This window comes from Ectopseudomonas khazarica, from assembly GCF_004521985.1.
Lineage (GTDB): Bacteria > Pseudomonadota > Gammaproteobacteria > Pseudomonadales > Pseudomonadaceae > Aquipseudomonas > Aquipseudomonas khazarica.
In genome coordinates, this window is record NZ_SBHZ01000002.1 from 189,104 (window position 1) to 202,571 (window position 13,468).

General features: G+C 67.9%; 13 protein-coding genes. 7 read left to right on the forward strand and 6 right to left on the reverse strand.

Features of this window, described 5'->3' with window-relative positions; all coding sequences use genetic code 11:
- Nucleotides 1–63: 63 nt before the first annotated feature.
- The 4 genes from EPK82_RS02695 to EPK82_RS02710 form a co-directional block, all read right to left on the reverse strand.
- Nucleotides 64–657: an HAD family hydrolase gene (locus tag EPK82_RS02695; protein ID WP_134675703.1), complete on the reverse strand. Its 594-nt coding sequence runs from the start codon at nucleotides 655–657 to the stop codon at nucleotides 64–66.
- A gap of 16 nt (nucleotides 658–673) precedes the next feature.
- Complete coding sequence (tesB, locus tag EPK82_RS02700) at nucleotides 674–1,543, reverse strand: acyl-CoA thioesterase II (RefSeq protein WP_047591382.1); 870 nt, start codon at nucleotides 1,541–1,543, stop codon at nucleotides 674–676.
- Between the two features lie 145 nt (nucleotides 1,544–1,688).
- The gene (locus EPK82_RS02705) at nucleotides 1,689–3,278 is read right to left on the reverse strand and encodes a SagB/ThcOx family dehydrogenase (protein ID WP_134675704.1); all 1,590 of its coding nucleotides are present in this window, start codon (nucleotides 3,276–3,278) and stop codon (nucleotides 1,689–1,691) included.
- Nucleotides 3,275–3,835, reverse strand: a complete 561-nt coding sequence (locus EPK82_RS02710) for a GNAT family N-acetyltransferase (RefSeq protein WP_134675705.1) — start codon at nucleotides 3,833–3,835, stop codon at nucleotides 3,275–3,277. Before EPK82_RS02710 ends, EPK82_RS02705 begins: the two co-directional genes overlap by 4 nt.
- A gap of 420 nt (nucleotides 3,836–4,255) precedes the next feature.
- Between EPK82_RS02710 and EPK82_RS02715 the strand changes: the two genes are divergently transcribed.
- The 3 genes from EPK82_RS02715 (at nucleotide 4,256) to EPK82_RS02725 (ending at nucleotide 7,282) form a co-directional block, all read left to right on the forward strand.
- The gene (locus EPK82_RS02715) at nucleotides 4,256–5,338 is read left to right on the forward strand and encodes an L-dopachrome tautomerase-related protein (RefSeq protein WP_134675706.1); all 1,083 of its coding nucleotides are present in this window, start codon (nucleotides 4,256–4,258) and stop codon (nucleotides 5,336–5,338) included.
- Between the two features lie 121 nt (nucleotides 5,339–5,459).
- Nucleotides 5,460–6,380: a histone deacetylase family protein gene (locus EPK82_RS02720; protein ID WP_134675811.1), complete on the forward strand. Its 921-nt coding sequence runs from the start codon at nucleotides 5,460–5,462 to the stop codon at nucleotides 6,378–6,380.
- Between the two features lie 77 nt (nucleotides 6,381–6,457).
- On the forward strand, nucleotides 6,458–7,282 hold the full coding sequence (locus EPK82_RS02725) for a class I SAM-dependent methyltransferase (RefSeq protein WP_134675707.1): 825 nt from the start codon (nucleotides 6,458–6,460) through the stop codon (nucleotides 7,280–7,282).
- 7 nt (nucleotides 7,283–7,289) lie between these two features.
- On the opposite strand, the gene EPK82_RS02730 is transcribed toward EPK82_RS02725, so the two are convergent.
- Nucleotides 7,290–8,423 (reverse strand): aminotransferase class V-fold PLP-dependent enzyme, encoded by a 1,134-nt coding sequence (locus EPK82_RS02730; protein WP_037051748.1) that lies wholly within the window; start codon nucleotides 8,421–8,423, stop codon nucleotides 7,290–7,292.
- A gap of 113 nt (nucleotides 8,424–8,536) precedes the next feature.
- On the opposite strand from EPK82_RS02730, the gene EPK82_RS02735 reads away from it, so the two are divergent.
- From EPK82_RS02735 to EPK82_RS02750, 4 genes are all read left to right on the forward strand, one after another.
- Entirely contained in the window at nucleotides 8,537–9,772 is a 1,236-nt protein-coding gene (locus tag EPK82_RS02735) for a TIGR03862 family flavoprotein (protein WP_134675708.1), read from the forward strand.
- A 155-nt stretch (nucleotides 9,773–9,927) separates the two neighbouring features.
- Nucleotides 9,928–10,929 carry a response regulator gene (locus EPK82_RS02740; RefSeq protein ID WP_037051744.1) on the forward strand — a complete coding sequence of 334 codons (1,002 nt, stop codon included), beginning with the start codon at nucleotides 9,928–9,930 and terminating at the stop codon, nucleotides 10,927–10,929.
- Between the two features lie 4 nt (nucleotides 10,930–10,933).
- A complete protein-coding gene (locus tag EPK82_RS02745; RefSeq protein ID WP_037051742.1) occupies nucleotides 10,934–11,383 on the forward strand; it encodes a PAS domain-containing protein in 450 nt (149 codons plus the stop codon).
- A 76-nt stretch (nucleotides 11,384–11,459) separates the two neighbouring features.
- Entirely contained in the window at nucleotides 11,460–11,822 is a 363-nt protein-coding gene (locus EPK82_RS02750; protein WP_134675709.1) for a VOC family protein, read from the forward strand.
- 59 nt (nucleotides 11,823–11,881) lie between these two features.
- Here the strand turns inward: EPK82_RS02750 and EPK82_RS02755 are convergent, their stop codons facing one another.
- Nucleotides 11,882–13,234, reverse strand: a complete 1,353-nt coding sequence (locus EPK82_RS02755) for a DEAD/DEAH box helicase (protein ID WP_134675710.1) — start codon at nucleotides 13,232–13,234, stop codon at nucleotides 11,882–11,884.
- Nucleotides 13,235–13,468: the final 234 nt, after the last annotated feature.

Genomic DNA, 13,468 nt, shown 5'->3' on the forward strand with positions numbered 1-13,468 from the left:
CTTATCCAACGCGCCGCCCCCGCAGTCTTTGCGGGGGCGTTTTTTTGCCGAAGCGCTTGGGGCTCAGCGCAACTGCGCCAGCAGCTGCGCGCAATCCTGCGCATGCAGCTCGGTCAGCTCCGGCCAGGGGTTGTCCGGCAGGTTGACCAGCACACCGCGTGCCCCCGCAGCCTGGGCGCACTCCAGGTCGAAGCGGTAATCCCCCACCATCACCAGGTCCTGCGCGGCCACCGCCCAGCGCTGCGCCAGGTGCAGCAGGCCACCCGGGTGCGGCTTGGGCGGGGCTTCGTCACGGCCGAGAATGTCCGCCCTGGCAAAGCAGTCATCGAGACCGATGGCCTGCAGCGTCAGCAAGGCCAGCTCATGGGCATTGCGGGTGAGGATGCCCAGCTGGCAACCCCGCTCGCTCAACTCACGCACCAGTTCGATGGCCCCCGGCGCCGGTCGTGACGCCACGGCCAGCTCACGCTCGTGCTCGAGCAGCCAGGCATGCTTGGCCGCCGCCTCGTCCGCCGGCAGGGCCGCCAGGTGATGGAGGATGTCGTCCTCCTCGGGAATGCCCAGCGCCCGCTTGATCGCCGGGAAATCATGCACCGCCAGGGTCAGGGTGCCGTCCATGTCGAATACCCAGTAGCGGGCCTCGCGCAGTGCCTTCACGAGCGGATCTCCTGGCTCATTTCCAGTCCTCGCGCACGCGGGTCAGGCCTTCCTGCGCGGCCGAGGCCACCAGCTCGCCCTGGCGGTTGTAGATGCTGGCGCGGGAGAAACCGCGCGCATTGCCGGCCCAGGGGCTGTCCATGGCGTACAGCAGCCAGTCGTCCATGCGCAGGTCGCGATGGAACCACAGCGAATGGTCGAGGCTGGCCACCTGCATGAACTTCTGGAACACCGACACGCCGTGGGGCTGCATGGACGTGGTGAGCAGGTTGAAGTCGCTGGCGTAGGACAGCAGGTACTTGTGCAACTGCGGGTCGGCCGGCAATTCGCCAGCGGCGCGGAACCACACGTACTTGACCGGTTCGCAGGGCTGCGGGGCAAAGGGGTTGATCAGGGTGACCGGGCGAATCTCGATGGGCTTGTCGCTGATCGCCCGTTCACGCAGGCGCTCGGGAATCATCGAGGCCACCATGCGCGCCAGTTCGGTCTCCGACTTCAGGTCTTCCGGGCCCGGTACATCGGGCATCTGGCTCTGGTGGTGAAAGCCTTCCTCGTCGTACTGGAAGGAGGCACTGCAGAAGAAGATCGGCTTGCCCTTCTGCACCGCCACCACGCGCCGGGTGCTGAAGCTGCCGCCGTCACGGGTGCGCTCGACCTGGTAGACCACCGGCAGGCTGGCATCCCCGGGGCGCAGGAAATAGCCGTGCATGGAATGCACGTGGCGCGCTTCCTCGACCGTCTGGCTGGCAGCGGAAATGCACTGGCCGAGCACCTGGCCACCAAACAGCTGGCGGAATCCCAGGTCCTGGCTGCGGCCACGGAACAGGTTTTCCTCGATCTGCTCCAGGCTGAGCAGCGCGACCAGATCGTCGAGCACCTGGGTCATGGAGTGTCTCCTCATGCAGGGGGGTTACGGACCGTTGCAAAACTACCTGCGTTGGCAATACGGCGTTGAAAACACCCAGAAAATGCTCGTTCAGTCCAACCAAACTGCGCTTTCAGCCGTTTCTGCCTTGTCTTGCCCAGGTTTTTCAATGGTCTGCTAGTCGCGGTTGAGAATAGGCCGGCAGGGACGTCAGGCGTTCGTCCCACACGGCGCGGCCGAGGGTGAAATGGTAAAGGCTTTGCCAGCCGTTGTCGGCATCTCCGAGCAATTCGCGAAGAGCGTCGTCGAAATAGCAGCCAATCCCCGTCCCGGAAAGCCCCGCCGCCTCGGCCTCCAGATAGAGCAACTGGCCGATCAGGCCACATTCCCAGTAGAGCCTGGGATAACGCCAGTTGCCATTGGCAACGGCGCGCTCCACCCGCGCCAGCATGGCCAAGGCCACGCAGCCGTCGGCTGCGATGTCCTGGCCGCAACTGAGAAAGCCCGCCAGGCCACGGGCGTCGCCTTCGAGCAGGCGGTACAGCGGCAGTTCGTCATCGACCCGCTGCCACAGGTAGTCCTCGCGCAGCGGCTGCACCCCGCTGCCGCTGCGATCCAGCCAGTACAGACCGGGGGCCAGCCCCTGCACGCGATGGACGAACAGCAGCAGGTCGACCTCGCTCGGCTCGCCGGTCACGGCGAACGGCACCGGCGATTGCGCAGGCATCAGGCGGCGCAGCCAGGCCAGCAGCAACCCGGCCTGGATGCCGCTGCGCCCATCCATGCTCTGCGCACTGCGCCGACGGTGCAGGATCGGCCGCAGAGGCAGCCCCGGATTATCGCCATGCACACTGGCCGGCGCCGTGTGCCACGAGGCGCGCGGACGCGCCGGTGCCCGGCAGAGTCCCTGCACCCGCTGCAATTCGGGCCAGTGGCGGTAGTCGCGTGACAGGCGATTGGGCGTGCCGCAACGCTGCAGGTGCGCCAGCGCGCTCAGCAAGGCCTCGGGCAGGGCGAACTCCCGCGTCTGCGCCGGGCCGATCCACAACAGGCAATCGCCGTGCTCGGCCTCGTGAAAGCCTTCGTCATCCAGCCCCAGCAGCGCATCCAGGTGCGCTTCGGCCACGCCATGCAGCAGGCGCACCTGCCAGCCCTGCACGCTGGCGGCGATGGCCAGCGCGGCCAGGGCATGGCCGAGATCATGCTGGCAGTAGCGATAGGCGCGCTCGCCATACTTCCAGGCCTCGCGCCAGGCGATGCTGCTCAGGCCGAGGAGCAAGCCGCCGGCTGGCAGGCTGCCGGCCAGTTGCTCGGCAACCGCCGCTGGCAGCTCGCTGCGCACCTCCAGCGCGTGCTGGTCGGGCGCGTAGTGCGCCAGCACAGCGTGCGCCTCGACGGCACCAGCCGGCAGCAGCAGGTAGGCCTCGGTCGGGTGCAGGTTGCCGGATGAGGGGTTGACCCGCAGCGCCCAGCGATTGCCGCCGGCCTCCTTCCAGGCGGAAATGGCCAGGCTGTCATACAGCAGCTGCGAGACGCTGGCGCGATCCAGCGGCGCGGGCGGCGCCTGCACGCCGGCGAATGCCAGGTCGTACGCCGGGCTCTCCTCCAGCGGACGGTGGTACAGCGCGATCAGCCGGGCACCGTCATAGCGGCGAAACGGCGCCGGCTGGGTGGCCCAGTCCAGCTGTCCCGGGCCAGGAGCGAAACGCTCCGGGGCATGCTTGCTGAGCTGGTGATAGGCGAGCACATCGTTCATCGCTGCGCCTCCCACTGCGCACGGCGGATGCGATAGAGCACATGGGGCTGCAGCGGGTGGCCATCCGGCAGCTTCGGATGGAGGAAGTCCCCGTCCTCGTCACGCTGCATGCCGATCGAGCGCATCACCGCCTGCGACGGCAGATTGGCCGGCACGGTAAAGCTCACCACCTGGTCCAGCCCCAGCTGTTCGAAGGCCACGGCCAGCGCGGCACAGGCCGCCTCGCGGGCATAGCCCTGGCGCCAGTGCGCCCGCGCCAGGCGCCAGCCGATCTCGACGGCTGGCACGAACGGCGCGGCGAAGCTGACCCGCGCCAGGCCGGTGACGCCGATCAGCTCCCCGCTGTCACGCCGCTGCAGCGCCCAGAAGCCGAACCCATGCTCATCGAGGTGCTCGCGCATGCGCGCCAGCATCTGGGCGCTCTGCTCGGCATCCAGCGGCGAAGGGAAATGGCGCATCACCTCGGCATCGGCATTGAGCGCGGCCAGCGCCGGCAGGTCACTGTCGCGCCAGGCGCGCAGCAACAGGCGTTCGGTAGCGGTTTCGATCAGGGGCATGACAGTTGTCTCGATTGGCGGCGAGCAGATAGCGTCGACTCGCTGGACACTTATTGTATGCCGCCTGGATCACACCCTTCGCGCCAGGCATTGTCTGTCCATGGAGAAATGCCGCCGGCACGATCGCCGGGTGGCAGCGTCGCCGACAGTCCCCAGCGCAGTCCCTCGCCCTGCGGCCGCCGCACCTGCTGCATGTCGTGGCGATGCGGCTCTGCGTGGCGTGACGACTTTCTCGCGCAGATTGAAAGAGGTTCAACGCAGCCCGTCTTTTTCGCCTTTGCCGATAAAGCCAGACTGAGCCTCACTGCCTGCCGCCTTCAGGGCGCACATTCGTCGCCATCGATCAGCGGGGCAGCCGCAACGACGGATAACGCTCGTGTAGCGCATTCGCCTGTCCCAGCGCACCACAGGAAACCTGTAATGACCTCTCTTTCTCGCCCCATCCGCCGCGCCGCCAGCGCCTCCCTGCTGGCCCTTTCCATAGCCTTCGTCAACTCGGCCCTTGCCGCCCAGGTCGGCGATCTGGAAGTGGTCGCCGAACTGCCGATCCGCCCCGGCAACGTCGCCCCCAGCGCAGACGACCGGGTGTTTGCCACGGTCCATCCCCTGGGTGCGCCGGCTGCCGCTCAACTGATCGAAATCACCGGCCGCGACAGCTACAAGCCCTGGCCCAGCAGCACGCTGCAACGCGGCACCGCCGCTGCCAACGATGCGCAGATCGATACGCCGCTGGGCATCGCCATCGATGGCAAGAACCGCCTGTGGATAACGGACATGGGCCTGAACCTGGGCAAGACACGTCTGTGGGGCTTCGATGTCGCCACGGGCAGCGAGCTGTATCGCATCGAACTGCCCGCCGATGTCGCCCCCAAAGGCAGCTTCATCCAGGACCTGGCCGTCGACGACGACGCTGGCTGGATCTACCTGGCGGACATCGCCAACCCCGGCCTGATCGCCGTCGAAATCAGCAGCGGCAAGGCGCGGCGCTTCAGCGGCCATGCCGCGCTGCAGGCCGAGCCCGACGCCAGGATGGTCATCGGCGGCGTGCCGATCCAGTTCCAGGGCAAGCCCGCCAACGTGGCGGTCAACCCGATCACCCTGTCGGCCGACCACGCCACCCTGTACTTCGGCGCCATGAACGGCAAGACCTGGTACTCGCTGCCCAGCGAGCTGCTGCGTGACGGCGCCAGCGACGAGCAGATCGCGGCGGCCATCCAGCGTGTCGGTGCCAAGCCCGTTTCCGATGGCGCCGCTACCGACGCCAAGGGCCGGCACTTCTTCACCAACCTCAACGACAACGGCATCGACCTGCTCGATAGCGATGGCACGCTCGAGCCACTGGTGCGCGACGCGCGACTGGACTGGCCGGACAGCGTGCATGTGGGTCACGACGGCTGGCTGTACATCTCGGTCAATCAGCTGTACAGAACCCCGGCCTTCACCGGTGGCAGCGATAGCGGCAAACCGCCGTATCGCGTGATGCGCGTGTGGCCGGGGAAATAAGCCGCCGCCGAATCATCCATGCCCTGGCAGCGGTCATCCGCAGCCGCTGTCGAACAGGGGCATGGCGATCGCCTCGATTGGCTGCGACCATATGCCATCGCATTCGATGAGCACTGAGCGTATGCCGCTGCCGCTGGTCTACCACGAGGACTACAGCCCGCCCTTCCCGGCCGGGCACCGCTTCCCCATGGAGAAATTCCGCCTGCTGCGCGATCACCTGGTCGCCAGCGGCCTGACCACGGATGCCGAACTGCTGCGCCCCGAGCTGTGCCCGGCGGAGATCCTGGCCCTGGTGCACTGCCCGGACTATATCGCCCGCTACATGGCCGGCGAGCTGGCGCCGGAGGATCAGCGCCGCCTCGGCCTGCCCTGGAGCGACGCCCTGGCGCGGCGTACCGTGCGCGCCGTGGGCGGCTCGCTGCTGACCGCCGAACTGGCGCTGCGGCATGGCCTGGCCTGCCACCTGGCCGGTGGCACGCACCACGCGCACTACGACTTCCCCTCGGGCTTCTGCATCTTCAACGACCTGGCGGTGATCGCCCGCTACCTGCTCGCGGCAGGACGCGTGCAGCGGGTGCTGATCTTCGACTGCGACGTGCATCAGGGCGACGGCACCGCGCGCCTGCTGGAAGACGAGCCAGAGGCGATCACCGTGTCCCTGCACTGCGAGCAGAACTTCCCGGCGCGCAAGGCACGCAGCGACTGGGACATCCCCCTGCCGCGCGGCATGGGCGACGCCGACTACCTCAAGGTGGTCGACGACACGCTCAACTACCTGCTGCCGATCTACCAGCCGGACCTGGTGCTCTACGACGCCGGTGTCGACGTGCACAAGGACGACGCCCTGGGCTACCTGCAACTCACCGACGCCGGCCTGGCGGCCCGTGACGAAGCCGTGCTGGATCATTGCCTGGGCCGTGACATCCCGGTGCTGGGGGTGATCGGCGGCGGCTACTCGAAGGACCTGCCCGCCCTCGCCCGCCGCCATGGCGTCCTCCACCACAGCGCGGCGCGCGTGTGGGCCGCGCGCGGGCTGGGCTGAGCGACAAACGCGAACAGCGCTATCGATTCGGCCATGGCATCGGCATAATCCGCCGTTACCCTCAAGGAGAACACCTCATGGATGATTCATTCGCGCTGAACAAGGCCAACTGGAACGACCGCGCCGCCCTGCATGCGGCCTCTCCCGAGTACCAGGCGCAGCAGTTCATCGACACGGCCGAGCACCTGTCCGACGTGGTGCGCTTCGACCGTCCTCGCCTCGGCGATATCTGCGGACTGCAGGCGGTTCACCTGCAATGCCACATCGGCACCGACACCCTGTCACTGGCGCGCCTGGGCGCCGAGCTTACCGGCCTGGACTTTTCCGATGCGTCGCTGGCGCAGGCGCGGCAGCTGGCCAGTGCCTGCAACCAGCCTATCCGCTTCGTCGAGGCCCCGGTCTACGACGCCGCGCAGGTGCTCGGCGAGCAGCGCTACGACCTGGTCTACACGGGCATCGGCGCGCTCAACTGGCTGCCGCGCATCGACGACTGGGCCGCCAACGTGGCCGCGCTGCTCAAGCCGGGTGGGCGACTCTTCCTGCGCGAGGCGCACCCCGTTCTGCTGAGCCTCGACGAGACCTGCGACGGTGAGTTGCGCATCGTCCATCCGTACTTCGAACACCGTGAGCCGCTGGTCTGGGACGACGCGCAGACCTATGTGCAGACCACGGCGCCGCTGACGGCGACCGTGACCCACGAGTGGAACCACGGCCTGGGCGAGATCATCTCGGCCCTGCTGCGCCACGGCATGCAGCTGAGCGCACTGCAAGAGCACGACAGTGTGCCCTGGGAGGCGCTGCCAGGGCAGATGGTGCGCGGCGCCGACGGCGAGTGGCGCCTGCAGACGCGACCGGAGCGCCTGCCGCTGAGCTACACGCTGCAGGCGGTGAAACGCCCCTGAGCGTGCTTCAGGGCGCCAGCACCTTGTCCAGCGCCTGTTCCAGGGTTGCCACGCTGCGCTCGACGTTGCCCAGCTTGTCCAGCCCGAACAGGCCCAGGCGGAAGGTCTGGAAGTCCGCCGGCTCGTCGCATTGCAGCGGCACGCCAGCGGCGATCTGCAGGCCGACGGCAGCGAACTTGGCGCCGTTCTTGATCTGCGCATCGTCGGTGTAGCAGACCACCACGCCGGGCGCCTCGAAGCCCTTGGCCGCGACACTCTTGAAACCACGCCCGGCGAGCATGGCGCGCACGCGGTCACCGAGTGCCTGTTGCTGCTCGCGCACGCTGGCGAAACCGATGGCCTTGGCCTCCAGCATGGCATCACGGAAGCGCGCCAGGGCGTCGCTGGGCATGGTGGCGTGGTAGGCGTGGCCGCCCTGCTCGTAGGCCTGCATGATCTGCAGCCACTTCTTCAGGTCACAGGCGAAACTCGTGCTCTGGGTGGCCTCGACGCGCGCCTGGGCGGCCTCGCTGAGCATCACCAGGGCGCAGCACGGCGACGCGCTCCAGCCCTTCTGCGGGGCGCTGATCAGCACGTCGATGCCACAGGCCTGCATGTCCACCCAGAGGGTGCCGGAGGCGATGCAGTCGAGCACGAACAGGCCGCCGACGGCGTGCACGGCGTCACTCACCGCGCGCAGGTAGTCGTCCGGCAGGATCATCCCCGAGGAGGTTTCCACGTGCGGGGCGAACACCACCTGCGGTTTCTCCGCGGCGATGGTCGCCAGCACCTCGTCCAGCGGCGCCGGGGCGAAGGCGGCCTGCGGGCCGTCGGCAACCGGGCGCGCCTTGAGCACCAGCGCCTCGGCGGGAATGCGGCCCATGTCGAAGATCTGCGTCCAGCGGTAGCTGAACCAGCCATTGCGCAGCACCAGGCACTTCTGCTCCGTCGCCAGCTGTCGCGCCACGGCCTCCATGCCGAAGGTGCCACTGCCGGGCACCACCGCCACCGCATGCGCGTTGTAGACCTGCTTCAGGGTGCTGGAGATGTCGCGCATCACGCCCTGGAACGACTGCGACATGTGGTTCAGCGAGCGGTCGGTGTAGACCACCGAATATTCGATCAGGCCATCGGGATCGATGTCGGGGCAGATATGGGACATAACGGACTCCAGCCGAAAAGGTTCGAGCAGAACCTGCCCTAAGCCCGGGCAAATGACAAGGCCGGGGAGCTCTCGGGTAGAATGCGCAGCCACCTGCCGATCGTCCTTGTGCCATGACCACCGCCATTGCTCCCACCGCTCACCACGTCGCCATCATCGGCGGCGGCCCTGCCGGGCTGATGGCCGCCGAAGTGCTGGCCCAGGGCGGCGTGCGCGTGGAGCTGTTCGACGCCATGCCCTCGGTGGGGCGCAAGTTCCTCCTGGCCGGCGTCGGTGGCATGAACATCACCCATTCCGAGCCCAGGGACGCCTTCATCGGCCGTTACGGCGAGCGCCAGGCCGAGGTCGCGACGCTGCTCGCCGACTTCGACGCCGACGCCCTGCGCGAGTGGATTCACGGCCTGGGCATCGACACCTTCGTCGGCACCTCCGGCCGCGTGTTCCCCTGCGACATGAAGGCGGCGCCGCTGCTGCGCGCCTGGCTGCGGCGCCTGCGCGAGCTGGGCGTGAGCATCCATACGCGCAGCCGCTGGCTGGGCTGGAACGAAGACGGCAGCCTGCGCATAGCCGGAGCGGATGGCGAGCGCGCGCTGGCCGCCGCTGCCTGCCTGCTCGCCCTCGGCGGCGGCAGCTGGGCACGCCTGGGTTCCGACGGCGCCTGGACTCGCCTGCTGCAGGCGCGCGGCATCGAGGTGGCGGCACTCAAGCCGAGCAATTGCGGTTTCGAGGTCGCGGCCTGGAGCGAGCACCTGCGGACCCGCTTCGCCGGCGCGCCACTGAAGAACGTCGCCCTCGGCCTGACTGGCGAAGACGCGCGCATCGGTGAGTTCGTGCTCACCGCCGGTGGCATCGAGGGCAGCCTGGTGTATGCCTTCTCCGCCGCGATCCGCCGCGCCATCGAAACCGACGGCCAGGCCGTGGTCCACCTCGACCTGCTGCCGCAGATGCCCCTGGCCAGGCTGCAACAGGCGCTGGGCAAGCCCCGCGGCAAGCATTCCATGGCCAAGCACCTGCACCGCCAGGCCGGGCTGGATGGCGTCAAGGCCGCGCTGCTGCGTGAGCTGGCGCCCGCCGCAGCCTTCGCGGAGCCCGCCGCGCTGGCGCCGTGGATCAAGGCGCTGCCGATCACCCTGCTGCGCACCCGGCCGCTGGACGAGGCGATCAGCAGCGCCGGTGGCGTGCCGTTCGAGGCACTGGACGCCGGCCTGATGCTCAAGGCCCTGCCCGGCGTGTTCTGCGCCGGTGAAATGCTCGACTGGGAAGCCCCCACCGGCGGCTACCTGCTCACCGCCTGCTTCGCCAGCGGCCGGGTGGCCGCGCACGGCCTGCTGAACTGGCTGAAACCCTAGGGCGGGTGCACGCTGCCTTGTCCGGGCGGCGGGTTGCACCCGCCCTACGCACGCCGGCGAACGAATTCGCCCGTCAAGCGGGCAATGCCGGGGCATGCGCAACGGCATGCGTCTATGCTGAGTGTAAGCGCTCCCCACACAGGTAATCCCCCGCCGTGATCCCTTTGCTGGTCTGCGACGACTCCAACATGGCGCGCAAGCAGCTGATCCGCGCCCTGCCGGCGGAATGGCCGGTCACCCTCAGCCAGGCCGCCAATGGCGAGGAAGCCCTGGCGCTGATCCGTCAGGGCCAGGGGCAGGTCATGCTGCTCGACCTGACCATGCCCGTGCTCGATGGCTACCAGACGCTGGCGGCGCTGCGGGCCGAAGGCCTGAGCAGCCAGGTCATCGTGGTGTCCGGCGACGTGCAGGAAGAGGCGCTGCGCCGCGTCCGCGAGCTGGGCGCCCTGGCCTTCATCAAGAAGCCTGCCGACCCCGCGATCCTGCGCCAGACGCTGATCGAGCTGGGCCTGTTCGACCCTCGCGGCAGTGCGACGGCGCAGGCCCAGGCGGCGGCCCTGTCGGAGCTGAAAGTCAGCTTCCGCGACGCCCTGCGCGAGGTGAGCAACGTCGCCATGGGCCGCGCCGCGGCCCTGCTGGCCAAGGTGCTCGGGGTGTTCGTGCAGCTGCCAGTGCCGCAGGTGAACATCTTCGAGGTCAGCGAACTGCACATGACCCTGCTCGACGCCCAGCGCGGCGAACGCTTCAGCGCCATCTGCCAGGGCTTCATCGGCGAGGCGATCGCCGGCGAGGCGCTGCTGCTGTTCCATGATTCGGAAGTGGACGACATGGCGCGCCTGCTCGGCTGGCAGCCGGAGAACGAGGCGCAGACCTCGGAGATGCTGCTGGACCTGGCCAGCATCCTGACCGGTGCCTGCCTCGCCGGCATCGCCGAACAGCTCGACCTGCGTTTCTCCCAGGGCCATCCGCAACTGCTCGGCCAGCACGCCAGCCTCGACCAGCTCATCCAGATCAACCGCCAGCGCTGGCGCAAGACCCTGGCCGTGGAAATCAGCTACAGCCTGGAGGGCCATGCCATCCATTTCGACCTGCTGCTGTTGTTCACCGAAGACTCGATCAAACGCCTGACCGGCAAGATCGGCTACCTGATGGAGTGAAGCGATGCCTGCGCAGATCGATATCAAGGAAGTTCACTGGCTGCTCGACATCGTGCAGTGCATCGACGTCGGCGTGGTGGTGCTCGACCGCCAGTACCATGTGGAGGTGTGGAACGCCTTCATGGAGAACCACTCCGGGCTGGGGCCGGACCAGGTGCAGGGGCGCTCGCTGTTCGAGCTGTTCCCCGACATCGACCGCGCCTGGCTGGAACGCAAGGTGGAAAGCGTGGTGCAGCTCGGCACCCGCGCCTTCAGCCTGTGGCAGCAACGCCCCTACCTGATGCGCTTCAAGAGCTACCAGCCGATCACCGGCCAGGCCGACTTCATGTACCAGAACGTCACCGTGCTGCCGTTGGCCGGACAGCCGGTGGAGCATGTGTGCCTGGTGATCTACGACATGACCGCAGCGGCCGTGGCGGCCCAGGCGCAAGCCAGCCCTGCCCAGCCCGGGTAGAATGCAGCCAGGCCTGGCCCGCCAGCGGCGCACAGGCCTCGCCTCGCCCGCCCCTCACCCACGCAAAGAGACTGGCATGCTACGCAGCGTCGAACTGAAGACCTTCGTCCCGGCACGGGACTTCGCCCTCAGCCTGGACTTCTACCAGGCCCTGGGCTTTCGGCTGGCCTGGTCGGATGAGCAGATGGCCTACTTCAGCCATGGCGACCACTGTGCCTTCCTGCTGCAGAACTTCTACGTGAAGGAACAGGCGGAGAATTTCGTCATGCACCTGCTGGTGGAGGACGTCGATGCCTGGTGGCAGCAGATCCAGGCCGCGAGCCTGGACACCCGTTTCGACACGCGGCTGATTGCGCCGCAGGACCAGCCCTGGGGCATCCGCGAGTTCATGCTCTTCGACCCCAGCGGGGTGCTCTGGCGCATCGGCCAGAACATCTGAGCGCCATTGCGCTTTGGCCGCGAGCGCGTCTCGCGGATTTCGTCCGGCTACGTCGAGCGCTACTTCTTGCCGCCTTTGGGCTTGCTGCCGAAGCTCGGCACCTTGCGCACGGCCTTGGCCTTCGGCTTGGCGTCTTCTTCCTCGAACCAGCGGCCGAGGTGGATATTGCCCTTGCCGCCGCTCTTGGCCGCGCCGCCCGCATCCGGGATCAGCTTCTGCTTGGGCTTCTTCGGCTTCTTCAGCACCTGGCCGTCGATGGTGGTCTGCGGCACCCGGTGGTCGGGGATGAAATCCGCCTCCTCGCGACGCGGCAGCACCTGGCGGATCAGCCGTTCGATGGCGGCGAGCAGCTCCACCTCGTCGGCGCAGACCAGGGAAATGGCTTCGCCGCTGCTGCCGGCGCGGCCGGTACGGCCGATGCGGTGCACGTAATCCTCGGCATTGATCGGCAGGTCGAGGTTGACCACCAGCGGCAGGTCATCGATATCCAGGCCCCGTGCGGCCACGTCGGTGGCCACCAGAATCTGCACCTCGCTGGCCTTGAAGCGCTCCAGTGCGCGCAGGCGGCTCGGTTGCGGCTTGTCACCATGGATCGAGTCGGCCGCCACGCCCATGGCCAGCAGCTCCTGCTCCAGCTGATCGACCCCCTTGCGGGTCTTGGCGAACACCAGCACCTGGCCCCAGCGCTTCTGCTCGAGCAGGTGCAGGAACAGCTCGCTCTTGCGCTTCTTGTCCACCGGGATCAACCACTGCTTGACGCTCTTGGCCGCGGCGTTGCGCGGGCTGACTTCCACCGACAGCGGGTCGCGCAGCAGCTCGCCGGCCATCTGCCGGATGGCGTCGGAGAAGGTAGCGGAGAACAGCAAGGTCTGGCGCTTCTTCGGCAGCGCGCTGAACAGTTCGTCCAGCTCGCGGGCGAAGCCGAGGTCGAGCATGCGGTCGGCCTCATCCAGCACCAGGGTCTGCAACTGGGTGAATTTCAGCGCGTTCTGCCGGTACAGGTCGAGCAGTCGCCCCGGCGTGGCCACCAGCACATCGACGCCCTTGCGCAGCTTCATCATCTGCGGGTTGATGCTGACCCCGCCGTACACCGCATAGCTGCTCAGCGGCAGATGCTGGCCGTAGGCCTGGAAGCTCTGCAGCACCTGCTCGGCCAGCTCGCGGGTCGGCGTCAGCACCAGTGCGCGCACCGAGTTGCTGGCCACCTGCGGGCCCTCCAGGGTCAGGCGCTGCAGCAACGGCAGGGCGAAGCCGGCGGTCTTGCCGGTGCCGGTCTGCGCCGCCGCCATCAGGTCGCGCCCCTTGAGCACGGCGGGAATGGCCTGGCTCTGCACCGGCGTCGGGGTCTGGTAGTCGAGTTCGGTGAGGGTACGCAGCAGCGGCTCGATCAAACCGAGGGAGGCGAAGGTCATGGGGCAACCAGCGAGGCAATGGGAACAGGCGCGCAGTTTACCCTGTCCCCCACCCGTGGAGCGCTCTCCGCCATGAAAAAGCTCGCCGCTGCAGCGCCCAGCCGCGCCGCAGGCAGTGGCAAGGGCGTCCGTTCGCCGTGACTGCACGCATGGATGCAGAGGGCATGACCTCACGTAGCCCGCAAGGGCGGCTTCAGCCTTCGGCGTAGCACTCAGCAATGAAGCCAGGGCCTC

What these genes read in the sequence shown, in the direction of transcription:
- tesB (WP_047591382.1), bottom strand. Translation starts at nt 1,543, where the DNA reads ATGACCCAGGTGCTCGACGATCTGGTCGCGCTGCTCAGCCTGGAGCAG.
- EPK82_RS02705 (WP_134675704.1), bottom strand. Translation starts at nt 3,278, where the DNA reads ATGAACGATGTGCTCGCCTATCACCAGCTCAGCAAGCATGCCCCGGAG.
- EPK82_RS02710 (WP_134675705.1), bottom strand. Translation starts at nt 3,835, where the DNA reads ATGCCCCTGATCGAAACCGCTACCGAACGCCTGTTGCTGCGCGCCTGG.
- EPK82_RS02715 (WP_134675706.1), top strand. Translation starts at nt 4,256, where the DNA reads ATGACCTCTCTTTCTCGCCCCATCCGCCGCGCCGCCAGCGCCTCCCTG.
- EPK82_RS02720 (WP_134675811.1), top strand. Translation starts at nt 5,460, where the DNA reads ATGCCGCTGCCGCTGGTCTACCACGAGGACTACAGCCCGCCCTTCCCG.
- EPK82_RS02725 (WP_134675707.1), top strand. Translation starts at nt 6,458, where the DNA reads ATGGATGATTCATTCGCGCTGAACAAGGCCAACTGGAACGACCGCGCC.
- EPK82_RS02730 (WP_037051748.1), bottom strand. Translation starts at nt 8,423, where the DNA reads ATGTCCCATATCTGCCCCGACATCGATCCCGATGGCCTGATCGAATAT.
- EPK82_RS02735 (WP_134675708.1), top strand. Translation starts at nt 8,537, where the DNA reads ATGACCACCGCCATTGCTCCCACCGCTCACCACGTCGCCATCATCGGC.
- EPK82_RS02745 (WP_037051742.1), top strand. Translation starts at nt 10,934, where the DNA reads ATGCCTGCGCAGATCGATATCAAGGAAGTTCACTGGCTGCTCGACATC.
- EPK82_RS02750 (WP_134675709.1), top strand. Translation starts at nt 11,460, where the DNA reads ATGCTACGCAGCGTCGAACTGAAGACCTTCGTCCCGGCACGGGACTTC.
- EPK82_RS02755 (WP_134675710.1), bottom strand. Translation starts at nt 13,234, where the DNA reads ATGACCTTCGCCTCCCTCGGTTTGATCGAGCCGCTGCTGCGTACCCTC.